The 25,070-nt window shown below is 39.2% G+C and carries 26 protein-coding genes; 4 read left to right on the top strand and 22 right to left on the bottom strand.

Translation table 11 applies throughout. The features are described 5' to 3' along the window. Positions 1-109: 109 nt before the first annotated feature. The 8 genes from LJE12_RS16640 to LJE12_RS16675 form a co-directional block, all read right to left on the bottom strand. Positions 110-1,030: a sugar phosphate isomerase/epimerase family protein gene (locus tag LJE12_RS16640; protein WP_173681314.1), complete on the bottom strand. Its 921-nt coding sequence runs from the start codon at positions 1,028-1,030 to the stop codon at positions 110-112. 13 nt (positions 1,031-1,043) lie between these two features. After that, complete coding sequence (locus tag LJE12_RS16645) at positions 1,044-2,081, bottom strand: Gfo/Idh/MocA family protein (protein WP_173681313.1); 1,038 nt, start codon at positions 2,079-2,081, stop codon at positions 1,044-1,046. Positions 2,082-2,101: 20 nt separating this feature from the next. Continuing rightward, positions 2,102-2,938, bottom strand: coding sequence for a sugar phosphate isomerase/epimerase family protein (locus LJE12_RS16650; RefSeq protein WP_119243580.1), 837 nt, complete (start codon positions 2,936-2,938; stop codon positions 2,102-2,104). A 26-nt stretch (positions 2,939-2,964) separates the two neighbouring features. Beyond that, positions 2,965-3,987 carry a zinc-dependent alcohol dehydrogenase gene (locus LJE12_RS16655; protein WP_173681312.1) on the bottom strand — a complete coding sequence of 341 codons (1,023 nt, stop codon included), beginning with the start codon at positions 3,985-3,987 and terminating at the stop codon, positions 2,965-2,967. A gap of 53 nt (positions 3,988-4,040) precedes the next feature. Then, positions 4,041-5,015 (bottom strand): ABC transporter permease, encoded by a 975-nt coding sequence (locus LJE12_RS16660; RefSeq protein WP_118411244.1) that lies wholly within the window; start codon positions 5,013-5,015, stop codon positions 4,041-4,043. Between the two features lie 8 nt (positions 5,016-5,023). Continuing rightward, positions 5,024-6,520: a sugar ABC transporter ATP-binding protein gene (locus LJE12_RS16665; RefSeq protein WP_119243583.1), complete on the bottom strand. Its 1,497-nt coding sequence runs from the start codon at positions 6,518-6,520 to the stop codon at positions 5,024-5,026. Between the two features lie 129 nt (positions 6,521-6,649). Then, positions 6,650-7,594, bottom strand: coding sequence for a sugar ABC transporter substrate-binding protein (locus LJE12_RS16670; protein ID WP_118411242.1), 945 nt, complete (start codon positions 7,592-7,594; stop codon positions 6,650-6,652). 24 nt (positions 7,595-7,618) lie between these two features. Then, on the bottom strand, positions 7,619-8,437 hold the full coding sequence (locus tag LJE12_RS16675; RefSeq protein ID WP_118411241.1) for a sugar phosphate isomerase/epimerase family protein: 819 nt from the start codon (positions 8,435-8,437) through the stop codon (positions 7,619-7,621). 288 nt (positions 8,438-8,725) lie between these two features. On the opposite strand from LJE12_RS16675, the gene LJE12_RS16680 reads away from it, so the two are divergent. Further along, entirely contained in the window at positions 8,726-9,781 is a 1,056-nt protein-coding gene (locus LJE12_RS16680) for a LacI family DNA-binding transcriptional regulator (RefSeq protein ID WP_118411240.1), read from the top strand. A 65-nt stretch (positions 9,782-9,846) separates the two neighbouring features. Here the strand turns inward: LJE12_RS16680 and LJE12_RS16685 are convergent, their stop codons facing one another. Then, complete coding sequence (locus tag LJE12_RS16685) at positions 9,847-10,047, bottom strand: hypothetical protein (RefSeq protein WP_119243584.1); 201 nt, start codon at positions 10,045-10,047, stop codon at positions 9,847-9,849. A 242-nt stretch (positions 10,048-10,289) separates the two neighbouring features. On the opposite strand from LJE12_RS16685, the gene LJE12_RS16690 reads away from it, so the two are divergent. Continuing rightward, positions 10,290-11,117, top strand: a complete 828-nt coding sequence (locus LJE12_RS16690; RefSeq protein WP_227226541.1) for a carbon-nitrogen hydrolase family protein — start codon at positions 10,290-10,292, stop codon at positions 11,115-11,117. A gap of 12 nt (positions 11,118-11,129) precedes the next feature. On the opposite strand, the gene LJE12_RS16695 is transcribed toward LJE12_RS16690, so the two are convergent. The 10 genes from LJE12_RS16695 to ureA all read right to left on the bottom strand — a co-directional run bounded on the left by LJE12_RS16695 (position 11,130) and on the right by ureA (position 19,500). Continuing rightward, a complete protein-coding gene (locus LJE12_RS16695; protein ID WP_118411238.1) occupies positions 11,130-11,414 on the bottom strand; it encodes an alpha/beta hydrolase in 285 nt (94 codons plus the stop codon). Positions 11,415-11,619: 205 nt separating this feature from the next. Beyond that, positions 11,620-13,323 carry an AAA family ATPase gene (locus tag LJE12_RS16700; RefSeq protein ID WP_118411237.1) on the bottom strand — a complete coding sequence of 568 codons (1,704 nt, stop codon included), beginning with the start codon at positions 13,321-13,323 and terminating at the stop codon, positions 11,620-11,622. Between the two features lie 201 nt (positions 13,324-13,524). Beyond that, positions 13,525-14,376, bottom strand: a complete 852-nt coding sequence (locus LJE12_RS16705; protein ID WP_118411236.1) for an urease accessory protein UreD — start codon at positions 14,374-14,376, stop codon at positions 13,525-13,527. A 9-nt stretch (positions 14,377-14,385) separates the two neighbouring features. After that, the gene (ureG, locus tag LJE12_RS16710; protein WP_021925795.1) at positions 14,386-14,994 is read right to left on the bottom strand and encodes an urease accessory protein UreG; all 609 of its coding nucleotides are present in this window, start codon (positions 14,992-14,994) and stop codon (positions 14,386-14,388) included. Positions 14,995-15,144: 150 nt separating this feature from the next. Further along, a complete protein-coding gene (locus LJE12_RS16715; protein ID WP_119243585.1) occupies positions 15,145-15,837 on the bottom strand; it encodes an urease accessory protein UreF in 693 nt (230 codons plus the stop codon). Positions 15,838-15,885: 48 nt separating this feature from the next. Further along, positions 15,886-16,362, bottom strand: a complete 477-nt coding sequence (locus tag LJE12_RS16720; protein WP_227226542.1) for an urease accessory protein UreE — start codon at positions 16,360-16,362, stop codon at positions 15,886-15,888. Between the two features lie 49 nt (positions 16,363-16,411). Further along, positions 16,412-16,918 (bottom strand): AmiS/UreI family transporter, encoded by a 507-nt coding sequence (locus LJE12_RS16725; RefSeq protein WP_008705095.1) that lies wholly within the window; start codon positions 16,916-16,918, stop codon positions 16,412-16,414. 171 nt (positions 16,919-17,089) lie between these two features. Next, complete coding sequence (gene ureB, locus LJE12_RS16730; RefSeq protein ID WP_227226543.1) at positions 17,090-18,811, bottom strand: urease subunit beta; 1,722 nt, start codon at positions 18,809-18,811, stop codon at positions 17,090-17,092. Positions 18,812-18,823: 12 nt separating this feature from the next. Beyond that, complete coding sequence (ureB, locus tag LJE12_RS16735) at positions 18,824-19,183, bottom strand: urease subunit beta (protein ID WP_019163039.1); 360 nt, start codon at positions 19,181-19,183, stop codon at positions 18,824-18,826. A gap of 14 nt (positions 19,184-19,197) precedes the next feature. Continuing rightward, entirely contained in the window at positions 19,198-19,500 is a 303-nt protein-coding gene (gene ureA / locus LJE12_RS16740; protein WP_008705098.1) for an urease subunit gamma, read from the bottom strand. Between the two features lie 388 nt (positions 19,501-19,888). On the opposite strand from ureA, the gene LJE12_RS16745 reads away from it, so the two are divergent. After that, positions 19,889-21,073, top strand: coding sequence for an SAM-dependent methyltransferase (locus LJE12_RS16745; RefSeq protein ID WP_008705100.1), 1,185 nt, complete (start codon positions 19,889-19,891; stop codon positions 21,071-21,073). Here the strand turns inward: LJE12_RS16745 and LJE12_RS16750 are convergent. Then, positions 21,039-21,269, bottom strand: a complete 231-nt coding sequence (locus LJE12_RS16750; protein WP_227292289.1) for a hypothetical protein — start codon at positions 21,267-21,269, stop codon at positions 21,039-21,041. The two genes, LJE12_RS16745 and LJE12_RS16750, sit on opposite strands and share 35 nt — an antisense overlap. Before the next feature lie 371 nt (positions 21,270-21,640). Here LJE12_RS16750 and LJE12_RS16755 point away from each other — a divergent pair, with 371 nt between their 5' ends. Further along, positions 21,641-23,671 (top strand): right-handed parallel beta-helix repeat-containing protein, encoded by a 2,031-nt coding sequence (locus LJE12_RS16755; protein WP_008705101.1) that lies wholly within the window; start codon positions 21,641-21,643, stop codon positions 23,669-23,671. Positions 23,672-23,895: 224 nt separating this feature from the next. Here LJE12_RS16755 and LJE12_RS16760 read toward each other — a convergent pair whose 3' ends face one another. Continuing rightward, on the bottom strand, positions 23,896-24,525 hold the full coding sequence (locus LJE12_RS16760; RefSeq protein WP_227226544.1) for an MATE family efflux transporter: 630 nt from the start codon (positions 24,523-24,525) through the stop codon (positions 23,896-23,898). Further along, positions 24,455-25,070: MATE family efflux transporter (locus tag LJE12_RS16765; RefSeq protein WP_227292291.1), on the bottom strand; the 616-nt coding region annotated here is incomplete at its 5' end. The genes LJE12_RS16765 and LJE12_RS16760, both read right to left, overlap by 71 nt.

Here is a 25,070-nt window from a genome sequence, read left to right on the forward strand (position 1 = left end):
GTTTTTCGGATCAGCGAAAAACTCCACAATGGCAAACAGGGCTTTGCCCTAACAATTTAAAAAGGCTACTGCACACTTTATAGTGCAATAGCCTTTTTACTCATTTTAATTAAATTACAAAATTTCTCAGATATTTTGTGCTAATTTTAACAGATTTTATCTTTTCATCCAGCGAAGCTTCAAAAGCACGGTCTTCTATTTCTATGCAACCATATCCATCAAACTGAATGTCTGTTAATGCTGAAACATATTTTGCCCAGTTTACATCCCCTAAACCAGGAATCTTAGGTGTCATATAATCCAAAGGATATGCCATTACTCCGGCTTCCTTCAATTTATCCTCATAGACTTTTATATCTTTAAAATGTACATGAAAAATCTTATCTTTAAATTCATATAACGGCTTGATATAATCCATTTTTTGCCAGATAAAATGGGATGGGTCATAATTGATACCTAACATAGGACTGTCCAAAATTTCAAATACTTTTCGCCAGATTACAGGTGAGGTCATTAAATTTTGTCCACCTGGCCATTGATCTTGTCCAAATAACATCGGGCAGTTTTCAATTGCTATTTTTACATTTTCCTGTTCAGCTAATTTCAATATTGGCGGCCAAATTTCTCTCATAAGCTGCAAATTGTCTTCAACATTCTTACTTTGGTCACGTCCTATAAAAGTCGTTACCATATTGACACCTAATTTTGCTGACGCACAAATTACCTTTTTTAAATGTGATACTGCACGGTTTCTTTTCTCAATATCTCCATCCATAGTATTCGGGTAATAAGCCAAAGAAGAAGTTTCGATTTTTTTCTTCTTTGCATAATCCAGGATATGACAACAATATGCTTCATCTGTTAAGACTTTTTCGACATTTATGTGACTCACGCCAGCATATCTTCGCTCTGCTTTTTCCACAGGCCAACATGCAACTTCCACACATTCCAGTCCTGCATCTGCCACCAGATCAATTAATTTTTCATAATCGACATCGTCGTATATGGCACTTACTAATCCTAATTTCATTTTATTCCCTCATTCACTGTCTGATTTTCACTGTATGACCACATTCAGAAGCTTCTATACTTGCGAAAACTGCTCTCATTGCGGATAATACACTTTTTCCACTAATTACAGGTTCTTCATTTTTAACAATAGATTCTACAAATGCATCAATAATTCCAGATTTTGTCTGATTATCATTAGTCTGAATCTTATCAATATCATATAATACTTTTTCAACATCTTTCGTAATGATTTCAATAGCAAATTTGGGATTGGAATATATTTTCATAATTCCCTCTGTTCCATAAAGTACCGTAGAATTGTCTTCTTCTCCATAATAAGACCAACTTGCTGTCATCGTTCCTACAATTCCGTTGTTCATTGTATATATGCAGATTGCATTATCGTCCACCCCGATAAAGTTACCTGCTGCATCTTTTTTATCTAGTGTTCCAACGAATGCTCTTGTCTCCGCTACTGTTGTATCCAACAAATACTGTATCAGATCAGTTTTATGAATTCCTAAATCAGCCATTGCTCCCATTGCAGCTCTTTTTTTATCAAAAAACCAACTGGATTTTCCAGGATCTATGCTCCATGTCTCAGGTCCGCAATGTCCAAAGGTTGTTTTAAATGTTCTGACTGTTCCAATTGCACCATCTGCAATTAATTGTTTTGCCTTCACATGTGCCTTTGCAAGTCTCTGATTCTGACCAATCATAAGAAACTTTCCATTTTCAGACGCTGCTTTTACCATTTTCTCACAGTCTTCCAATGTCGTTGCCATTGGTTTTTCGCAAAGAACATGTTTTCCACAATTTAATGCCTGAATAGAGATTTCCGCATGGGCATTATTTGCCACACAGATACTAACTGCATCAATTTGTTGATCTGCTAATAATTCTTCTACTGAAGAATATGCTGTTGCATCATATTGACTGGCAATTTCAGATGCTCTTTCAAAATTCAGATCATATACTCCGATAATCTTACAGTCTTTGTTTCCTGCATATTCAGGAAGATGTCTGGTCTGTGCAATTTTCCCACACCCTATTACGCCTATTCTTACCATATTTTCCCCCTCCGGTTTTATCAGACACTTTTCTCCAGTGTCTTCATATAGTTGATTGCCTGTTCCGCATATTTATCCATCAAATGAGACTTTGTTTCAAGATCTCCGGACTCATATGGATTGGCTAATCTCGGCATAAATTCCATGGTCAATGGTCCTTTATAACCGATATCTCGGAGCACATAAAACATTTCCTTAAAATCTGTCTTTCCAAGTCCTGCTGCCTCACGTGTATTATCTGCAATATGTACATGAATCAGCCGATCTGCAATCATTCTCAGGCTTGCTCCAATATTATTTTCTTCCAAACTCATATGAAACATATCTGCCATAATCCAGACAGCCGGATGATTCATTTCACATACAAATTTGTATGCTTTTGTTAAAGTATTCAAAAAGTATGTTTCATATCGGTTGATGGCTTCTATTGCAAGTTTTACATTTTTAGATGCAGCATAATCTGCAGCAATTTTCAGATTCTTTTTTGCATTTTCCCACATTTCATCATATGTATAGCCTTCCGGAAGCGCAACTCTTCCCACAGGAGAAGGCACCACAATTATATAAGGAGCACCCACTTTGACAGCAAAATCAACGCTGTCTTTAATATATTGGATCGCTGTATTTGCACACTCCGGATCTCTGGATGTCAGATCTCTTTCTTCTGGAAAGATACCACACAACGATGTGCATTCCATTTCGTATTTTTTTAATAACGAAACCATTCTTTCCTGATCAATTGTATACGGCTCTGCTGCAAATTCTATTCCATCATAACCATTTTTTTTCAGTCTCTGAAAACTGTATTCTATATCTTCGTTTCCTACAATCCATTGTGTCATGCTATATTTATACATAACCTTTTCACCTCGACTTTGTGCTTTTAGTTCTCATCCGGATATAAGATAACCTCTAAACCAACACCTTTTCTCATAGCATCCAGTCCCTCTGCGAATTTAGACATCGGGAGCTTATGTGTGATTATCTTTTCAACAGGAATGATTCCTGCTTCCAGTGTCTTTACCGTTCTGGACATAATATAGTTTCCGATATAGTTACCAAAAATGCTCAATCCTTTTGACACAATATCGTTTTGGCAAATTGTTTCATTTACAGCTCCGTTCTGACCCATTAATACAATTCGTCCACCTTTACATGTATTTACAATTGCATCATTAATCAAAACACCCACTGCATCTACAGAAATGTCTACGCCGCGTCCACTTGTAATTTTAGCAATTTCTTCAGCAAGATTCTGTTTTGTTGGGTCAATAATAATGTCTGCTCCGCAATCCATTGCATATTTTGCTCTATATTCTGAAGGTTCTGAAACAATGATTTTTCCTGCACCATTTGCTTTCATCAGCATAATGAAATACAGTCCAATTGGACCACCGCCAAGAATTAATACCGTTTCTCCCGGGAGAACTCTAACCCAATCCATAGCTCCCATTACACATTTTACCGGCTCAGCAAAGATTGCCAGATCTTTATCCATATCATCTGGAATTTTCGTTAATGCTACTTCTGGAGCAACAAAATATTTTGCAAACACTCCATCACAGGTTACACCCATTACTTTTTCATTTTCACACATGTTTGCTTTTCCCTGTCGGCATGATTCACAGTATCCGCATGGAATATTCGGTACCAGAACTACTCTGTCTCCTACTTTCAGTCCTTCTACACCATCTCCGATTTCTCTTACAGTTCCTACACACTCATGTCCAAGGATACTTCCCTTTGTTCCAATAAATCCAGGAGGGTTTCCAAGTACATGCACATCTGTACCACAAATACTTGCTGCTTCTACTTCTACCAATACATCATTTACTTTTTTAATTTCAGGTACTGATCTTTCTTCATATGTCCAAGTTGCTAAATCTTTAAATACAATCGCTTTCATTTTTTTGTCACAGTAATTTCTACTGTATCCTCCTCTCTGTAAATAATCACAAATTAATTTGTAGCTGCATTGCGGTTATCCATAATAACTGCCGCAAGTATAATGATTCCCTTAATTACTTTTTGCCAATAGCTGGATACATTTATCATAGTAAGTCCATTTGTCAGTACTCCGATAATCAGCACACCCAGGACAACTCCCCAAAGTTTGCCTTTTCCTCCAGACATACTGGTTCCTCCCAGCACAACCGCTGTAATAACATCCATTTCTGACCCTTCGCCTGTTGCCGGTAATCCACCGCCAAGTCTTCCTGCCAGAATGATTGCCGCAAATCCATTTAAAAATCCGGCAATTACGTATACAGTAATGCGAATTTTGTCTACATTGATTCCTGACCATTTTGCAGCCTGTGCATTTCCTCCACATGAATAAATATATCTTCCAAATCGTGTATGTTTTACCAAAATCATTCCCAAAATTAAAACAATGATCATAAAAATAACTGGAAGCGGAATCAGATTAAACACATAGCCTGTACCTAAAAATGTAAATTTCGGGTTTGTTACACCTATTGGTGATCCTCCTGTAATAATATATGCAAATCCCCTGCATATACTCATTGTAGCTAATGTTGTAATAAATGCTGGTACACGAAATTTTGCTGTGAAAATTCCATTGAACAGTCCAATTGCAATTCCGAGTGCTAAGGCTACAATTAACGTTAAACATGTACTTTCTGTTGTTTTAAATACAATTGCACTAATAACGCCTATAAACGCATACATTGAACCTACTGACAGATCAATATCCCCTAAAAGAATGATCATGAACATACCTAGGGAAGATATTCCGGTAATGGAAACCTGTCTGAGCACATTAATCATATTTGAAGTAGTAAAAAAGTTTTGCGTCATAAAGGCAAAAATTATCAATTCTGCCGCTAATAGCAGCACAAGTGTCAGCTGTCGTATCATTTCAACTCTTATTGATACTCCGCTTTCTGTTTTTCTATTCGTTTTATTATTCATTTTTTCCCTCAACTTATCGCAGCATGCATTATTTTTTCCTGGTCATAATCCTTCGTCTGACCATCTAATGTTATCTTTCCATCGTGCATAACAATGACTCTGTGACTTACTCTTAAGATTTCCGGAAGATCTGATGAAATCATTATAATACTAACACCCTGATCTGCCAGTTTTCTCATAATATCATAGATTTCTGCCTTGGCTTTTACATCAACGCCTCTCGTTGGCTCATCCAGAATCAGCACATCCAAGTCTAATGACAGCCATTTTGAAATCACCACTTTTTGCTGATTTCCACCACTTAATCTTCCTACAATCTGTTGTCCTCCACGTGTCGCTATCGACAGCGCATTGATATAATGATCTGTGATTTGTGCTTCTTCTCGATCTGATTTCAGCAGCCAGGGCAAATCTTTTAATTTTACAACTGTCAAATTATCCTGCACATTATGCTTTAGAACCAGTCCCAGCTGTTTACGATCTTCTGGTACCATTCCTATTTTATTATTGATTGCATCTTTTGCTGACTTAAGATTTAATACTTTACCATCTTTTTTTATTGTTCCACATGGACTTCTGTCAATGCCAAACAAAACTCTTGCCAGTTCTGTCCTTCCGGCACCTACCAATCCAAATATACCAGTAATTTCACCTTTATATGCTTTGAAACTTATAGGGTCTTTATACTTTGAAGTGATCACATTTTCTGCTTCAAGTACAATTTCACGATTTTCATCTATTTTATATTCTGAATAATTTTCTTTAAATTCTCGCCCTATCATCAATTGAATCAGTTTTTGTTCAGTAGTATCTTTAATATTTAGAGTGTCGATTTTTTCACCGTCTCTAAATACTGTTACTCTGTCTCCGATTTCAAATATCTCTTCCATTCTATGAGAAATATAAATAATGCTGATACCTTCTTTTTTCAGTTTAGCGATCAGCTTAAAGAGCGTTCTTACTTCTCTTTCTGAAAGACTTGACGTAGGCTCATCCAATATAATGATTTTTGCATTATGTGACAGACATTTTGCAATTTCTACACATTGTTTCTGTGCTGTAGAAAGATTTTCAACAAGCTCTGTTGGTGGTGCATCAATCTCCACCATTTCCATCCATTTCAGAGCATCCTGATTCATTTTATTCCAATCAATAAGTCCTTTTTTCACCGGTTCATAGCCCATAAATATATTTTCGGCTATCGTCATATTTTCCATCAGGTTGAATTCCTGGAATACCATGCTTATTCCTTTTTCCAATGCCATTTTAGGATTTGAAAAAGCAATTTCTTCCAAATTTCCTTTTCCGTCATCCAGGTATATGTTTCCTTTATCCTGTTGGTAAACACCCGTTATAATCTTCATTAAAGTCGACTTTCCAGCTCCATTTTCTCCCATAAGAATATGTGTCTCTGCACTGTCTAATTCAAAATCGACATTTTTCAAAATTGGTACATGGGAAAATGATTTGGAGATTCCGGTAGCTTTTAATATTGTTTTTTTCACTTTTTCGTCCCTCAAGCTATATTTTGATAATCTGTGGTCAGATTCCAACTGCCCACAGATCATCTGTTATATATTTTGTTCTAAACAAGGAAGGAAACTTTTATTCTGAAGAATGTAGCATACCTTCTTTTATTTGTTCAGATATTCCTCATTTCTTTCAATAATTTCTGCGCAATTATCTGCAGTTACTAATTCACATTCAATTGCAATATCTTCCACCTTTTCTCCGTCAAGATATTTTACTGCATTCTCAAGAGCTTTATATCCCATTGTATATGGATCCTGAGAAACTGTAGCAACCAGGTTAGTTCCATTCTGGATAGCTTCCATAACTTCCCCATCTGTATCAACTGCAACTACATTAATATCTGAACGATTTAATGACTGTGTCGCTGCATATGCTCCCAGTGCCATTTCAGCGTTTGCGCCCCATACAAATTTGATATCACCATTTGCCTGAATGATACTTTCTGTTGCTGCCAGAGATGAACTTCTGTCTGCATTACAATCCTGTTCTGAAACAATTTTTATATTAGGATACTTTTCTTCCATTTTATCTTTGAATCCTTTTGCTCTGTCAGCAGTTGCAGATGCTGCCGGCCATGTCAGAATTGCAATCTCGCCTTCTCCATTCATTTCAGTTCCTATATAATCTGCTGCAATCTCTCCAATGCCGTAATTATCGGAGCTTACAAAACTTGCCACATCCACGCCTTCAATACCAATATCGCATGTTCCAACTGCAACACCTTTATCCTGTGCTTCTTCGATAACCGGAACAATTCCTTCTGAATTACATGGTCCTACAATGATGTAATTTGTTCCCATCTCAACAAAATTTTCTATATCTGCTACTTCCTGCTGCAGATCCCCATCTGCATATTTATAATTAAATTCAACTCCAAGATCTTTTGCTGCATCCTGCATTCCAATTGTTTTAATTTCCCAGTGTTCTACAGCACCGTATCCATGGGAAGCAGAAATAACATATCCATCTGATTCTGCTGATACTGTCATTGCTCCACATAATACCATTCCCATTGTTAACATTCCGATTACCATTTTTCTTTTCATTTTCAAGCTCTCCAATCTTTTAATTTATGAAAATAATTTTTTCAGATATGTAATAGACTCTTCTGTGTACTGATCATAGAATTCTTCCTGTACAATTCCGCTAAATGGATTTGCTGCTGCTGGTAAGAGTTCCATAGAAATCCATCCATTATAATCAATATCTTTTAATGCCTGTGCAATTTCTTCAAAATCAATATGACCTCTTCCAGGTGCTGCTCTGTTACTGTCTGCAATGTGGAGATAATACAATTTCTTTCCTACATTTCTAATTGCATCTCCCATGTTGCTTTCCTCAATGTTCATATGGAATGTGTCACCCATGACACCAACATTCTCCAGTCCTACTTCATTAACCATTTTGAGTGCCATATCAAGTTTTGTTATCAAATATGTTTCATATCGATTCCATGCTTCTAATGTAAGACGAATATTATTCTTTAAAGCATATTCTCCGGCTTCTTTCAGTCCTTCTACTGCCCATTTCCAAGCTGTTTCAAATGGTGCATCAGCGTCAATTTTCATATTCGCTGTCACCTGTGTACTAATTGATTTTGCTCCAATCGCAACAGAAAAATCCACGCACTTCTTCATATATTCTACTGCCTGTTTTCTGATTACTGGATCATCTGAAACAAAATCTCTTTCATTTGTAAAAATTGCACAGATAGAACTGGCTTCAATATTATTCTCTTTCAAAAGTCTGCAGATTTCAGCTGTATCAAATTGATCTGGTTCACCTACAAAATCTACACCATCATAGCCAAATTTTGCCAGTCGTCTGATTCCGTCTGCAATATTCTCACCGGCGTATACCAGTGTGTTGTAAGAAATTTTTACGTTCATTTTCTTCCTCCTTGTTACGTTTTTCATTTCTTTGTGTAACACCATGATATATTGTTTCACTGTTTAAGTCAATCAAAATCTCGTCTCATTGTTCATTTTCGTTGTTTTATACTTTTTTTTAAACTGTTTTTTGTTTATTTTGCTGTATCATGGCACCTGTTTCATGTAACATTTTCATGTAGTTACATTTTTTTATTTCATGTAGTTACATTTTTTTATTTATTCCTTTTACATTTTGCAATTTTATGCTATAGTAGTATTATAACTTATCAATATACGGAGGAATGTATGCAATCTAAAAAAATTACAATCCGTGATGTTGCAAAAGAGGCTAATGTATCTATTGCAACTGTATCACGCGCATTAAATAATAACTGTCATGTTAAAAAAAATACTTTGGATTCTATTTTTCAGGCAATAGAAAAACTTGGCTATCAATATGGTGAAACAAAATTATCCGATAATACACCATCTGCTTATCCTACCGGCACGCTTCCTCTTACTCAATCAGATGAGCAGACTGATAAAATTCTCCTTATGAATATTCCGGATATGTCAAATCCCTTTTATTCAAAAATTATTGACGGTGTTTTATCATCTGCAAATATGCGCTCTATGTCTGTCGTTTTTACATCGTTTAAATTTAGCTCTGATAACGTAGACAAATTTATTCATATGATTCATCGTTTAAAAGCAAATGGCGTGATTACTTTAAATAGTATTTCTCCATCAGCATTAAAGCTAATTACTTCCCATGTTCCAGTCGTACAATGTTGTGAATATTTTGACAATCCGTATGCCTCCTACGTAGGAATTGATGATTTTGCATCTACCGAACTCGCATTAAACTATTTTCTTTCAATTGGGCGAAAAAAAATAAGTATTATAAATGGACCTATTGAATTTAATTATGCAAGAATACGTCTCGCTGCATATAAATCCATTATGGCTTCTGCTAATATTGATTATCCTTCTAACTGGATTATCCAGTTGCCAGAATTAAATCATGATCTTGCTTTTACATCAATTGTGCAGGTTCTGTCTTCACCAAACCCACCAGACTGCTTTTTCGCCATTTCAGATAATCTGGCTGCTGCTGCTATAAAGGCAGTACAATACTGTAATTTAAAAGTTCCTTCAGATGTTCTTGTCATTGGATTTGATAATACAAATATTTCTCAATTGTCAACTCCATCTATTACTACGATCAAACAGCCTTGTTCTCAACTTGGATATCTTGCTTCTGAACTTCTGATTGAAAAAATCAATAATCCAGATACCGAAATTAAGCAAGTTCAACTACCCACTGAATTAATTATTCGTGAATCTACATCACAGGAATAAATACAAAAAAGACAGTGATTTCGCGCAAACATGAAATCACTGTCTTTTCTTATACATATTTTCAGTCAAAGATTCTCATAATATCCTGATATCGATTCACTACTCGATAAATCTCTACACTGTGAGCACATCTTAAATTCCGGTACTGTCATCTGCAGAATTGGAATAATAATCTCCTTATTACTCATAAGCTGTTTCATTCCCGCATCATATTCTGCACCATTTACTCCAGACGTATATACGTCTATTATTGTCTCATCACGCATGATTTCTCCTCTCCAAAGGAACTGGAACTGTTATTCTTTTGTATATAAATATATTAACATGCAAGTCTTTCTCTTGCAATTCCTTCATAATACTTATTCTATCCAAATATAATTGAAAAAGATACTACTCTGTATCATCTAATACATTTTGCAGAGCTAAAACACATGAATAATGGCTTGCAAATATGCCACAACAAATAGTAACATTTTCTTGCAAAATCCTCTTCAGCAATTTATGATAGATGTATCTAAACTGTTTTACGAAAGGTATTGCTACTATGAAGCTTGCACTCGCCCAAATATCTATGGCTTCAAATATGCAGGAGAATCTGGAAAAATCTTTGTTATTTTGTGATCAGGCAAATGGAACTGATTTACTGTTTTTCCCAGAGATTCAGCTTTCTCCATTTTTTCCTCAGTATGAAAAAAGGAACGTTGACTGCTATTGTCTTCAGCCTGATTCTGTGGAAATCTCAAAATTAAAAGAAAAAGCAGCACAGCATCACTATTATCTGTCACCTAATGTCTACCTGGAGCGTCAGGGAAAAAGATATGATACTTCCCTGTGGATTACACCCGATGGACAGTTAGCAGATACTGCCCAGATGATTCATATCGCACAGGCAAAACAGTTCTATGAACAGGACTACTACACTCCTTCCGATACAGGATTTAAAGTATTTGACACACCCTTCGGAAAAATAGGAATCGTCATCTGCTATGACAGACATCTCCCGGAAAGTATCCGCACCTGCACGCTGAAAGGAGCCGATCTGATCATTATTCCCACTGCCAACACGAAAGCAGAGCCAATGGAAATGTTTGAATGGGAAATGCGTGTCCAAGCTATGCAGAATCAGGTGTTTATTGCCATGTGTAATCGCGTCGGAAGAGAAGACGCCATGGATTTCTCCGGTGAATCACTGGTTATTCATCCAAGTGGTGATATTCTTGCAAAAGCAGATGATTCCGAACAGCTTCTCACCTGTGAGATCAATCTCCAGGAAACATCCCAATTAAGAAATAAAATACCTTATCTGAAAACACGCAGACCTGAATGTTATTTATAAGGAGGGACCTCATCATAAATCATGTGGAAATGCCGTTAAGTCTGTAGGAGGATACCATGCACATGCAGCCTGTGCTCTGCTTGATTTTTCCAGATGTTCTCCTACATCTAAACCTGAAGCATTATCCAGTGCTGCCATACATGTAAGATAACCTCCTGCCGATTCTCCCATAACGCCAATCTTTTCCTCATCAATATTGAACCTTTCTGCATAAGCTCTCAGATAACGTATAGCCGCCTTTACATCCTGAATCTGCGTTGGATATTTTCCTTCATTAGATGTACGATATTCATCCAATCACTGCTACTTTTTACCCATTGTTTCATTTCCTCCTTGTGTTTGCTTTCTGTTTGTTTATGGGTATATTTTAGCAACAAAAAAAGAGAAACTCTCTCTAAAAACGGAAACGGCACATTTTAATGACCTTATTATAAACAAATTTCTTTTTCTGTCCAGGTCAAAAAAATTAATACTTTTTTTGACCTGGACAGAAGACAAACTCTTACTCTGCCAATAACACCTTACATCTTTTCTTATAACAGGCAATTCCATATTTTACAACATTCTCCATACCATCCCCAAGTAGTGCTGCCTCATAATGCTTTTCCTCAATCTGTTGGATTGCCTTATTGCAGGCAGAATCAAATGCTGCATCTTCTGCATATTTGATTTCCACTACAATACCAGTCCGGCTCTCTGGAACTTCAATGAGAATGTCACTGTATCCTTCTCCGGACTCTGCGTTAGATTTCACCAGCCAGTTTTCCTTATATCTGAGAAGTCCCAGAATCATTCCATGGTAAAAATTCTCCTTTTTCTCTCTGCCAGATGTGTCCCGAATACTGATAGTATTCCAGAGATATTCATTCAGAAGCTTTTCAATTTTCACAGCGTCTTTCTGTGGAAAAGCCTGACAGAAAGCTTCCAGTGTCCCTGTATCCTTCCTTGATGACTTACGGAACCATTCCCGAATCTGCGTTATAAATAATTCTCTGATTTCTCTGTTAGGAATTGCCAGACGATATTTCCTACCGTCTACTCTGCCTCTCTGAGTCAGATAACCGGTAGTAAATAATACGCTCCACAGATTTTCTATCGACTGATCCAGCTCACTATAGGTCAGTTCCTGATGAATCTCTTTTATAACCTCGTCACCTGCAATCAGGCTCTCAACCTCATTTTTCGTAACACTGTCTGCTTTGTCAATCAAACGACGTACAATGGCATTTCCGCTGGTATTAGACCAATAATTCTGAGGATATGCATCTTCATCTGCCCGCAGATCGTCACAGAAATTAATCACATCCCAAGGACAATATACATCCGTTTTTCCAAAACGATAACCGTCATACCATTCTTTCATTGTTTCATAATGTTCTTCCAGATCATAATATGCCAGCATTTCTTTAACTTCTTTGTCTGTAAAACCGAAATATTCGTCAAACTGTGCATTTGTAATTGTAAGTGTTTTCAGATTATTAAGTCCTGTAAAAATACTTTCTTTTGAAATCCTCAGACATCCCGTCAGCACTGCAAAGTACAGACTCGGATTCGTTTTTAAAGCATTTCCAAACATTACACGAAGAAGCGATACCATCTGATCATAGTACCCATACTGAAACGCTTTATCCAGAGGAACATCATATTCATCTATAAGAAGAATTACGTTTTTTCCATAATGCCTGCAAAGTAAGTCTGACAAAGTTTTCAGACTGGTACCCAATACATCATTTGTCATGGCAAAAAGACTGCCTGTACCTTTTCCTATTTCTGTAAGCTGCTGATAAATGTCTTTATCTTTATCAGATAGTCTGTCACTTTCCAGAAGAAATCCGAAGCGCAAAGCTTCCTGTCCTATAATATATTTCATTGCTGCCAAAGCTTCCTGAAATGTCTGTCCCTCTACGCCTTTAAGGCTAATAGAAATCACCGGAAACTGCCCCATATATTCCTGGCACAGTTCTTTTTCCTCTGAGATCTTCAGACCATCAAACAGTGTCTTATCACAACCAATTTCAAAAAATGTCTGCAGCATAGACATATTGAGACTTTTTCCAAATCGTCTCGGTCGGGTAAACAGATTTACTTCTGCCCAATTTTTCAAAAGCTCGACCAACAGACCTGTTTTATCTATATAGTAAAAGTCATGCTGAACCAGTTTGTTAAAAGAATCGACTCCTACCGGCAGTTTCTTTTTATTGCTCATCTGTTTACACTCCTCTCTGAAAATGGTACTGTTCACTCCATGCCCAGCAACCTAAAAATACATTTCTTCCATTCATTCTTTTCCTTATCTTAACATCCCCAAAAGACAATAGCAAGGATTCTATTTTAGTAGCTTCAACTACCAAAAAGAGATCGTTACTGTTCACTCCGTTCACGGTAACGTAGCCACTGGGACGGAAAGTCATTCATTCATAACCGATTTATGATTTATCTGGCAGGAAGTATAGATTTCCTTAATTTTCTCAGCTATCTGCTGTAATTTCTGGGCACGATGTCCGAAGATTCTCAATGCCAGATCACCCGTAGTCAGGCGGGTAACACCGCCGTCTACTTCTGAATCTTCATCCAGAATCTGCCAGATCTTTTCCTTCAGTTCTGATGTTCTATCCAGACCATCCGCGTCACCTCTGTCACATAGTTTAGACAGAAACAGGTTTGCCATATGTGTGAAACCCTCGTACAACCCGATTCCTTCCATCGGCATTTTGCCCGGTTCATATCTGGTGTTGTCTCTGTAGATCAGTTTTTCTCCCCGGTACAGCAATACCTTTGAGGAAAATCTGCGATACTGAAATCGTTCCTCATGTGCATTTCGACCACAGGAAATGATCTCCAGCAAAAACAATTTCGAAGTTTCATCTTCCAGATGAATCGTCATTTTGCTGTCAAAAGCAGACTGTGCAAAAGGGATTACAGGCTGAGGATAATAGTATAATGCAGCATTTTTATCTACCTGCACTTCTATGGTACGGCTGGCAGAGCCTTCATCCATCTTGTGAATCTTCTCGAAAGACTGGGACAGAATCTCCAGGTCTGCACCTTCTTTTACATGGTAGGAAAATTCCTGTGAATCTCCTGCCATGATTCCGGCAGATGCGCAGAGAGGCATGATCTGGATTCCTCCATTTTCCTTTTCAAAAGGTGTCATGATCTTGTATGGTGCTGTAAAAGACAGGTCTTCCAGAATGGTTTTTCCATCTTTCAGTGCGGCGCAGGCACTGATACGGGAAACTTTTCCAAATTTGTTATCCATAGGCTTTCTTTACATTCCTTCTAAGAGTACATTCTTCTTAATCCATTCCACTACTTTATCCACGTTCTCATCTCCGCGGATATTTGTGAACTGGAATGGTCTGTCACCGCGCATTTTTCTGGAGTCTCTTTCCATTACTTCGAGACTTGCACCTACATATGGAGCCAGGTCGATCTTGTTGATGACAAGGAGATCAGAGCGTGTGATTCCAGGACCGCCTTTACGTGGAATCTTATCTCCTTCTGCTACATCAATGACGAAGATGGTTGCATCTACCAGTTCCGGACTGAATGTTGCAGACAGATTATCTCCACCACTTTCGATGAAAAGAAGTTCAATATCAGGGAAACGCTCCATCATCTCATCTACTGCTTCCAGATTCATGGAAGCGTCTTCGCGGATCGCTGTATGAGGACAGCCGCCTGTTTCCACACCAATGATACGCTCTACCGGAAGAACACTGTTCTTTGCCAGAAACTGTGCGTCTTCCTTTGTATAAATATCGTTTGTGATGACGCCGATGCTGTAATCTTTTGCCATCTTTCTTGACAATGCTTCAATAAGTGCTGTTTTTCCGGAACCTACAGGTCCGGCAACTCCGATTTTTACATATGACATACCGATTTCCTCTTTTCTACTTTACTTGTTGATAGCTTCTTATAATCTGTTCGCTAATTTTCCACATATAAATTTTTAAGATTTCATATTATGCACATGATTCTATTTCTATTCACATTTTAGCCTGGAAAAACTAATGTCAGATTCAAACTACGACATATATAACCTGGAATAGAGTTTCTCATGCTGGATTCCTCTGATATCAAATCCCGGCGCAGAGAGACACATATCTTCTTCACTTCTTGTCATCACATCTTTTAATATCTCGTCAAATTCTCCATAACAGCCACTTAGCAGCTGCTGCCCGGATGTCTGACTCAATGGAATTGTTTTTACACAGTTTGTCACAATAGCTGAGGTCTGTGCATAGAGATAATGCGTTAAGGCTTTCTCCAGCGGAATCTGCATTTCTGCGCAGAAAACTCCGTAAATACAGCAATGATTTACTGCTTTTCCTTTTCGTGCATCCAGATATTCTCTGAAAATCCCGTTTTCACTGATGGATAATCCAAGTTTCTCAATGGTTTTTGCGAAACGGGAACCCATTTTTCTGGCTGCCTCTCTCTGCTCCATAGGAATTCTTGATGCTTCCAGAAGTTCTTCCAGATATAGAAGTTCTTTCAGGTCTTTTTTCTCAGCCGCTTCATAGGCTAGTCTGGCTGCCAGAAGCTCTGTGTATGCAAGATTCCATTTGATTTTGTGCGTAATATATTCTCTGGCTGTGTCTACATCGTGGACAATTCCCCGCTGGATATAAGTCTCCAGTCCCTGTGAATGAGAATAGCCTCCGATTGGAAATAACGCATCATTTACCTGCAGTAAATAAAATTGTTTTTCTGACATGAAGAACCTCCATAATAATTCATTTGCATATTGATTATCCAGATAAATTTAGTGATGATGATTATGAATACTTGCAGAAATTCTCTTGTCAAAGTCCAGCTTCAGCACTTCTTTCTCTGCCTGAACTCCATGGATTTTCTGAAGCATGACAAGCATGGGCTCGTTATAGATCGTAATAAACGTATCATTCTCTCCCCAGAAGAGTGGTGCATGTCTGTTTCCGATTTCATAGCAGACTTTTGCAGACATTTTCTCATGTCCGGGAGTCAGAGAAACGCAGATCACTTCACATGGCGGTGTATTTACCACTACAAGCTTCTCATCATCTGCGTAGATCACATCATCCTGATACAGACCTCTGGCTAGAATGGAATCATCCATGCGGATTCCCACTTCTGTTCCTTTGTCTGTTGTTTTTTTATGTATTTTCTTGAATGCTTCGTGCCATTCGATATCTACATATTCTATTGTTTTTCCTGTAGTATCAAAGTCATGAAGCTTTCCTAAAACCTGTTCACACAGCATTGTTTTCGACCTCCTGAATCCGATAAAAATTTCTTATCAGATTTATTTTTTACCAAATCTGAAGTAACATCATAACTCCAGGAACCCATGCAGTTACGATTCCTTCAAATACCTGAAGATATGGAACGAATTTTCCCAGTTTTTTTCCGCAGATATCTTCTACGAAAGCAGTCCCCCAGAGAATTGCCCACAGATACCAGATTGCTGCCCAACGCAGATCCGGTGTGATTCCCAGTGCAGTGCTTCCTGTAAATCCCTCAATTGTACCGAAGATCACCGCATTGATGGCTACAAAAGTAGAAAACCATGCAAATGGAATCGGGCTTGCTTTCAGGAATTTACTCAGGGCTACGAAAAGATAGGTAAAGCAGAACAGTAATCCTGTTCCTGCTGCATAATAATTGCCCTGCACCAGATTGACAAAGTTAATAAATAAAGAAAGCCCACCTGTAAAGATGTTCATGATGGCGGTTGATTTTCCGTCTACATTGTATAAAGAACACATACCATTGTTGATCAGTACGATTCCTACGAATAAAAGACAAACTCCTAACATAATATTCTCTCCTCTCCTGCTTCTTCAGTATATTTTTCTGTTAAATCTGACAGGACTGTCATTATATTGTTTGGTAAGTTCTTATAAAAGTTCTCACAAAACTCCATAAATAACAGTCCTGCGAATATCATTTTTATGATCAGATAACCAGATTGTAACTATTCAGAGTTTTTAGAACAGACTGTAAAGCTGTGTCAGCGGAAGTTTCTCTGCCGGTTTGGAAGTAATCTCTTCGCCGTCAACAGTAACCTTATATGTCTCCGGATCTACGGTCAGTTCCGGTGTTCTGTCGTTAAATACCATATCTTTTTTGCTGATATTTCTGCATCCCTTTACAGGTACTACAGTTTTCTCAAGACCGTATTTCTCTTTTACATTCTCATCCACGGCAGCCTGGGACACAAAGGTCAGGCAGGCTTCGTTCTTAGCTTTTCCATGAGCTGCAAACATTGGCTGATAGAGAACCGGCTGTGTTGTCGGAATGGATGCATTTGCATCGCCCATCTTAGATGCAATGATCATACCGCCTTTGATGATGATATCTGGTTTTGCACCAAAGAATACTGGATTCCAGAGAACGAGGTCTGCAAATTTACCTTCTTCCACAGAGCCCACATACTGGGAAATACCGTGTGTGATTGCCGGGTTGATGGTATATTTGGAGATATAACGTTTTACACGGAAGTTGTCATTATCGTGTCCTGCATCTTCCGGAAGTGCACCTCTCTCATCTTTCATCTTACTTGCTGTCTGCCAGGTACGTGTGATAACCTCACCTACACGTCCCATAGCCTGAGAGTCAGAACTCATCATACTGAAGATACCCATATCATGAAGAACATCCTCTGCTGCGATTGTCTCAGGACGAATTCGGGAATCTGCAAATGCAACATCTTCCGGGATTCTCTTGTCAAGATGATGGCAAACCATCAGCATATCCAGATGCTCATCCAGAGTGTTGACTGTATATGGCATTGTTGGGTTTGTGGAGGATGGCAGTACGTTCGGAGCTGCTGCTGCGCGGATGATATCCGGTGCATGTCCACCGCCTGCACCCTCTGTATGGTAAGTGTGAATGGTTCTGCCACCGATGGCTGCAAGTGTATCTTCCACGCATCCACCTTCATTTAATGTATCTGTATGGATGGCAACCTGTACATCATATTCATCTGCCACATTCAGACAGTGATTGATAACTGCAGGTGTTGCACCCCAGTCCTCATGGATCTTCAGTCCCATAGCTCCGGCCTTAACCTGCTCAATGAGAGGAGCTTCGTCTGAGCAGTTACCTTTTCCAAGGAAACCTAAGTTCATCGGATATTCCTCGGCTGCCTTTAACATCATTTTTAAGTTCCATGGTCCAGGTGTACAGGTAGTTGCGTTTGTACCGTCTGCAGGGCCTGTACCACCACCGATCATAGTAGTTACACCACTGTATAATGCACAGTCGATCTGCTGTGGGCTGATGAAATGGATATGGGTATCAATTCCGCCTGCAGTTACGATCATTCCTTCTCCTGCAAGTGCTTCTGTAGATGCGCCGACTGTCATTCCGGGTGTGACACCATCCATAATGTCCGGGTTTCCGGCTTTACCGATTCCTGCGATCTTGCCATCTTTGATACCGATATCTGCTTTTACGATTCCTGTGGAGTCTACGATCAATGCATTTGTAATTACAAGATCCAGATCTCCGTCTTTACTGCAGGTTTTTACAGACTGTCCCATACCGTCACGGATTGTCTTGCCGCCACCGAACTTTACTTCGTCTCCATAGGTTGTATAATCTTTCTCTACTTCTATCACAAGGCTTGTATCTGCCAGACGTACCTTATCTCCTGTAGTCGGGCCATACATTGCCGCATATTTGCTTCCGGAAATTTTTGTACTCATTGTTGTCCCTCCTTACAGAAATCCTTTTAATTTCGCAGTTTCCATGGATGCTGCTTTTGTATCGTCAGTTGCCTGGGCGCGGGTGAGATCATTCAGTCCGAATACTCTCTGTCTGCCGCCCATTTCTGTAAGCTGAACCTCTTTTTCTTCACCCGGCTCAAATCTTACAGATGTTCCAGAAGGAATGTCCAGATGATATCCATAGGCTTTTTCCCTGTCAAAAGAAAGGCATTTATTTACTTCAAAGAAGTGAAAATGAGAACCGACCTGAACCGGTCTGTCGCCTTTGTTTGCCACTGTTACTGTCACCGTTTTCTTGCCTTCATTAAGTGTGATCTCACGATCTGCGGCCATAATTTCACCGATCTTCATGCTCATTCTCCTCCTTACTGAATTGGATTATGTACTGTCACAAGCTTGGTTCCATCCGGGAATGTTGCCTCTACCTGAACTTCACCGATCATATCAGCAACACCATCCATTACGTCATCCTTTGTAAGAATCTTGGTTCCAAGCTGCATCAGCTCTACTACTGTTTTACCATCTCTTGCAAGCTCCAGGAGTTCAGAACTGATATACGCAAGTGCCTCCACGTAATTCAGTTTCAGACCTCTTTCCTTTCTCTCTTTTGCAAGATTTCCTGCCATATGAAGCATTAATTTTTCCTGTTCTTTGGGATTCAGCCTCATGATATTCCTCCTCTCGAATTGTGCGGATTATAATATGCAAAAATCTGTTACTGTTCACTCCGTTCTCAGTAACGTAGCCAAAACACCTCGCGGGATAGTGGTGTGTGAACAGTAATAAAAGTCTTCGTAGTACGCAAAAAAGAGCAGACAATGGGATTCTTTCTCAGACCCCATTGTCTGCTCTTTGCACGAAAATTTTTATATAGGGGATTATAACTTGTGTTTCTTTGATGGTCAAGATGTTTTTTGTGAACTTTTTGTTTCTTCTTCTATTTCCATTATTCTGCTACAAGTCTGACCAATTTCCCAGATATCTTTGTTTAATTCTCCCCTTGACGATAAGCGCCCCCAAAGGTGTATCATAGTTTTGTGTTAAAGGAGGTATATTATGTTTGAGACATTAGGAGAAAAGGCTGAAGAAAAAGCAATGGTGCAATTCCTTGAACGCTTTACGGACTATCCATTTCTGGTAAAGTTCAAGAATTCCGAATATCCAATCGGAGAGGGAGAACCCACATTTACAGTAAATTTTAAGGAAACAATTCCTCTGGCCGAGCTGCTCAAAAGCACTTCCCTGGCATTAGGCGAGGCTTATATGCGGGGAGATCTGGATATTGAAGGAAATCTTTACGAGGCACTGGATCATTTTCTGGGACAGATGAGCAAATTTTCTACCAATGAATCTGCTCTGAAAAAGATCATGTTCAGTTCTACATCCAAAAAAAATCAGGAAAAGGAAGTCACCAGCCACTATGATATCGGAAATGATTTTTATAAATTATGGCTGGACGAAACCATGAGTTATTCCTGTGGCTACTTCATTCATGACGATGACTCTTTATATCAGGCACAGGTTAATAAAGTAGATTATATTCTGAAAAAATTACACCTGGAAGAAGGTATGAGTCTTCTTGATATCGGCTGCGGATGGGGTTTTCTGCTGATTGAGGCTGCCAAAAAATACAAAGTACATGGTACAGGAATCACTTTAAGCCACGAACAATATACAGAATTCCAAAAGCGCATCAAAGATCAGGGCCTGGAAGATTATCTTACAGTGGAACTGATGGATTACCGTGATCTGCCGAAACATAACTATCAGTTTGACCGGGTAGTCAGTGTGGGAATGCTGGAACATGTTGGCCGTGACAATTATCAGCTCTTCCTTGACTGTGTAGAGAAAGTTCTGAAACCGGGCGGATTATTCCTGCTTCATTTTATCAGTGCACTGAAAGAACATCCGGGTGATCCATGGATCAAGAAATATATCTTTCCAGGCGGAACCGTTCCCAGTCTGAGAGAAATCCTGAATCATATGGCAGAGGACAATTTCCACACTCTGGACATTGAAAATCTGCGTCTGCATTACAATAAAACTCTGCTCCACTGGGAAAAGAATTTCCGTGAGAATATAGAAAAGGAAAAGACCATGTTTGATGAATCCTTCCTGCGTATGTGGGAACTTTACCTGTCAGCATGTGCTGCAACCTTCCATAACGGAATTATTGATCTGCACCAGATTCTGATGACCAAAGGAATCAATAATGATTTGCCAATGACACGCTGGTATTAAAATAACTGCCTGGATTTTTGTTTTTGAAATCCAGGCAGTATATATATGATATTCCAGTACAGACCAGTAATCCATAGCAAGGGTTCTGAGCTGAATTTCTACCAGTTCCTTCTGTCTGCTCCTCTTCCTTTTTCCTCGGAACCGGCTTCTCACTCTGCTTATCCTGTTTTTTATTCTTTGATTTCTTTTTATTCATGATAGCCCGCACTTTCTGAAAATATTTGTATTTTTTATAATATCTCATCTGCAGAGTATTTACATCAAAATCTATGTAATATGCAGGTAAAAGTTACTGGTAAATAAAGCCCGGTATTTACTCACTATTTTAAGTTTTAAGTATCAAGATTTATTCTATTTACAGGATTTTTGCCGGAAATTCTTTCGTTCTCTTATTTTCGAATCCGACATTTTCAGTGAACAGTAATGAATCATCACAAAATTCATATAAAACGACACAGGATTCCATTGTTTCGCTGCATATCTACATGCTACACTAGATTACATATCTTATGGGCATTTCGCCCGCAAACAGAAGGATTCAGGCCAGAAGGCCGGGAGGTTTTTATAATGATTATTTACGTTGATGCATCCGTGATCCAGACCGGAAACGGAACAAAAGAAAATCCATTCAAAACTATTCAGGAGGCCGCTGCAAAGGCACTTCCGGGAGATGAAGTCATCGTTGCACCGGGATTATACCGTGAAGCTGTTAATCCGATTCACGCTGGAACGGCAGACAAGCGTATCACCTACCGTTCTGCAATAAAAGGACAGGCGCACATTACAGGAAGTGAAGCTGTCAAAGACTGGGAAAATGTAGAAGGCACTGTATGGAAAGCAGTCATTCCGAACGGAATCTTCGGTGATTATAACCCATTTACTACCCTGGTATCCGGAGATTGGTTTATCGCTACATTTATTGCTCATACAGGAGATGTATATCTGAATGAAAAATCCATGTATGAAGTAACCACTCTGGATAAAGTTAAAAATCCACAAAAAAGTACTATCTCATGGGATCCTGATTTCTCTGTATATACATGGTACGCAGAACAGGATGAAGCCAATAATCAGACAATTATTTATGCAAACTTCCATGAAAAAGATCCCAATAAAGAAAATGTTGAGATCAGTGTAAGAAGAAACTGCTTCTATCCGGAAAGTGAAGGAATCGGATATATCACTCTCTCCGGTTTCCGCATCAGTCAGGCTGCTACTCAGTGGGCTCCCCCTACCGCTTATCAGGAGGGAATGGTCGGTCCTCACTGGTCCAAAGGATGGATCATCGAAGACTGTGAAATCTATGAATCCAAATGCAGCGGTATTTCTCTTGGTAAATATCTGCAGCCTGAAAATGATAACAAATGGTTAAAGTGGAAATACAAAGACGGAACTCAGACAGAACGCGACTGCATCTGCCAGGCTTCCTATGAAGGATGGGATAAAGAACACATCGGTTCCCATATTGTACGCAGATGTGAGATCCATGACTGCGGTCAGACAGGTATTGTAGGACATCTTGGAGGCGTATTCTCTGTTATTGAAGACAACCATATTCATCACATTAACAACAAGCAGAATCTGGCAGGAGCAGAGATCGGCGGTATCAAAATGCATGCTGCTATCGATGTTATTTTCCGCCGCAACCATATCCACAACTGCACCCGTGGTCTGTGGCTTGACTGGCAGGCACAGGGAACCCGCGTTACAGGAAATCTCTTCCATGACAATGCTCTTCCTAATGACTTCGAGGCAGGGGATGACGCTGTCACAAGCGTAGGAGAAGATATCTTCGTTGAGGTTTCCCATGGTCCGACATTAATCGACCACAATATCCTGCTGTCTGACCGTGCACTGAAAATTGCAACCCAGGGTGTTGCCCTTGTACATAACCTGATCTGCGGCGGCTTCGTTTCTGTTGGTATCGGTACAGACAACGGTGCACCTGATATTCCATCTCCGAGATATACTCCATATCACACCAAACACGGAACTCAGGTTGCAGGATTTATGACCATCCTTCATGGAGATGACAGATTCTACAACAACATCTTCATTCAGAAACCGATCCGTCCTTGTATGCAGGATCTGGCTGATCTTATGGGTAACAATGGAAATATGTGGGATGACTGCAATGTGATCACAGGAACTTTCAAATTTAACGGATATCCAACCTTTGATGAATGGAACAGACAGTTCGAAGGTTACTGCGGAATGGGTTCTGAGACAACAGGCAACTGCTATTATGATCATCTTCCTGTATGGGCATCCGGCAATCTCTATTTCAATGGAGCACGTGCATGGGAAAAAGAAACAGACGCAGTCACAGATACAGAGCATTCTGTAGATATCTCTGTCGAAGAAAAAGAAGATGGCTGGTATCTGAAGACCAACCTGTATGATATCATCAAAGAAGAAACCGACGGTATCATCTCAACTGAAACACTTGGTATGGCATTCGAACCGGAGCAGAAATACGAAAATCCTGACGGAAGCCCGATTATCTTTAATCAGGATTTCTTTGGAAATCACAGAGATGTCAAAACTGTTGCAGGACCATTTACGGATAAAAAAGCATCTGAGCAGAAGCTCTTTTAACCTGATATCCATATAGTCAATAGCTTTACCATATATAAACCATACATAAAAACAGCTATGAAGAGTACAGATATTTTTATCTGCTGCTCTTGCATAGCTGTTTTCTTATTTTGTCATACTTTTATTATAACAGTCCTAATAAATAATGCATTTAAGACAGTTCAGCAGAGTGCGAAAGACAAGGAAGATATCTGACGCAGAATTTCACACTCTGATGGGCTGGATTATGATGCATTATTTACTCGGACTGCTATAGATGCAAGCATTTTTGTAGACTTTCGGATGCACCACAGGCATGTCGGAAAAATATAGCAGGTTGTTGTGATCCATGCGGTCTGGTCTGCGAAACAGATGGCAGTAAATCCAAAAGTCCCTACAAATCCAAGACTGACAATTGTTCTGGCGATCATTTCTGTTACGCCGGAAAAAACTGCTCTGCCTGAATATCCAAGTCCCTGAGTTACCATGCGGGCAACATTGAGAATACCAAGACTCCAGTAGAAAAATCCCATACATCTGAGGTATTTGGCAGAGGCATCCAAAACTGCCACCGCACTCTTTCCAACAAACAGCATGGAAAGTGTACGCCCTGCAAAAATCAGTAAAATTCCTACTGCAATACCACAGCGCAGACCTTTTTTTATCCTGTCAGACTGTCCTGCGCCAAGATTCTGGCTACAGAATACAGATGCAGAGGTTGCGATAGCATCGAACGGACACATGGTAAACTGCTTGATCTTCATTGCTGCCGTAAATGCAGATACATAAGTGCTTCCAAGTCCATTATTGGCAGACTGCATGACCATACTTCCGATAGCTGTGATGGAGAACTGAAGTCCCGTAGGCATTCCCATTGCCAGAAGCTCCTTTACTGCATCCCCCCTTTATTGCCCTGTTTTCTTTCTTGAGCCACAGAAGTTTCATTTTGCGGATAATAAAAACAAGGCACAAAATCCCACTGATCGCCTGTGCAGAAATCGTTGCAATAGCAGCTCCGGCACATCCAAGTCTCAGCACTATAATACAGAATAAATCCAGAAAAATGTTCAGAACAGCAGATAACGCCAGAAATATAAACGGTGTCCTGCTGTCTCCCACTGATCGTAAAATACTGGACAGATAGTTATATAAAATCGTAAAGGGAATCCCCAGGAAAATGATTAGCAGATAACTATATGCATTGTCATAAATGTCCTCTGGTACAGATAAAATATGCAGAATCTGAGGACATAAAACACTGCATAATGCTGTCAGGATCACTGCGATTCCTGCACATAATACAGCTCCAGTGACATGCTCCCGCCACTTAAATCTTACAGATTTTGAAATGGGGCTTCCTGCTCGATTGCCCTTCAGGGCAAAGCTAAAACAGGCTATCCCCGCGTGTCCCGCGGTTCTT

Source organism: Blautia sp. DFI.6.71, assembly GCF_020593585.1.
Taxonomy (GTDB): domain Bacteria; phylum Bacillota; class Clostridia; order Lachnospirales; family Lachnospiraceae; genus Blautia_A; species Blautia_A wexlerae.

Coding starts and splice junctions, on each gene's coding strand:
- LJE12_RS16640 (WP_173681314.1), bottom strand. CDS start 1,030: ATGAAATTAGGATTAGTAAGTGCCATATACGACGATGTCGATTATGAA.
- LJE12_RS16645 (WP_173681313.1), bottom strand. CDS start 2,081: ATGGTAAGAATAGGCGTAATAGGGTGTGGGAAAATTGCACAGACCAGA.
- LJE12_RS16650 (WP_119243580.1), bottom strand. CDS start 2,938: ATGTATAAATATAGCATGACACAATGGATTGTAGGAAACGAAGATATA.
- LJE12_RS16655 (WP_173681312.1), bottom strand. CDS start 3,987: ATGAAAGCGATTGTATTTAAAGATTTAGCAACTTGGACATATGAAGAA.
- LJE12_RS16660 (WP_118411244.1), bottom strand. CDS start 5,015: ATGAATAATAAAACGAATAGAAAAACAGAAAGCGGAGTATCAATAAGA.
- LJE12_RS16670 (WP_118411242.1), bottom strand. CDS start 7,594: ATGAAAAGAAAAATGGTAATCGGAATGTTAACAATGGGAATGGTATTA.
- LJE12_RS16675 (WP_118411241.1), bottom strand. CDS start 8,437: ATGAACGTAAAAATTTCTTACAACACACTGGTATACGCCGGTGAGAAT.
- LJE12_RS16680 (WP_118411240.1), top strand. CDS start 8,726: ATGCAATCTAAAAAAATTACAATCCGTGATGTTGCAAAAGAGGCTAAT.
- LJE12_RS16685 (WP_119243584.1), bottom strand. CDS start 10,047: ATGCGTGATGAGACAATAATAGACGTATATACGTCTGGAGTAAATGGT.
- LJE12_RS16690 (WP_227226541.1), top strand. CDS start 10,290: ATGTATCTAAACTGTTTTACGAAAGGTATTGCTACTATGAAGCTTGCA.
- LJE12_RS16700 (WP_118411237.1), bottom strand. CDS start 13,323: ATGAGCAATAAAAAGAAACTGCCGGTAGGAGTCGATTCTTTTAACAAA.
- LJE12_RS16705 (WP_118411236.1), bottom strand. CDS start 14,376: ATGGATAACAAATTTGGAAAAGTTTCCCGTATCAGTGCCTGCGCCGCA.
- ureG (WP_021925795.1), bottom strand. CDS start 14,994: ATGTCATATGTAAAAATCGGAGTTGCCGGACCTGTAGGTTCCGGAAAA.
- LJE12_RS16715 (WP_119243585.1), bottom strand. CDS start 15,837: ATGTCAGAAAAACAATTTTATTTACTGCAGGTAAATGATGCGTTATTT.
- LJE12_RS16720 (WP_227226542.1), bottom strand. CDS start 16,362: ATGCTGTGTGAACAGGTTTTAGGAAAGCTTCATGACTTTGATACTACA.
- LJE12_RS16725 (WP_008705095.1), bottom strand. CDS start 16,918: ATGTTAGGAGTTTGTCTTTTATTCGTAGGAATCGTACTGATCAACAAT.
- ureB (WP_227226543.1), bottom strand. CDS start 18,811: ATGAGTACAAAAATTTCCGGAAGCAAATATGCGGCAATGTATGGCCCG.
- ureB (WP_019163039.1), bottom strand. CDS start 19,183: ATGAAGATCGGTGAAATTATGGCCGCAGATCGTGAGATCACACTTAAT.
- ureA (WP_008705098.1), bottom strand. CDS start 19,500: ATGAGGCTGAATCCCAAAGAACAGGAAAAATTAATGCTTCATATGGCA.
- LJE12_RS16745 (WP_008705100.1), top strand. CDS start 19,889: ATGTTTGAGACATTAGGAGAAAAGGCTGAAGAAAAAGCAATGGTGCAA.
- LJE12_RS16750 (WP_227292289.1), bottom strand. CDS start 21,269: ATGAATAAAAAGAAATCAAAGAATAAAAAACAGGATAAGCAGAGTGAG.
- LJE12_RS16755 (WP_008705101.1), top strand. CDS start 21,641: ATGATTATTTACGTTGATGCATCCGTGATCCAGACCGGAAACGGAACA.
- LJE12_RS16760 (WP_227226544.1), bottom strand. CDS start 24,525: ATGGGAATGCCTACGGGACTTCAGTTCTCCATCACAGCTATCGGAAGT.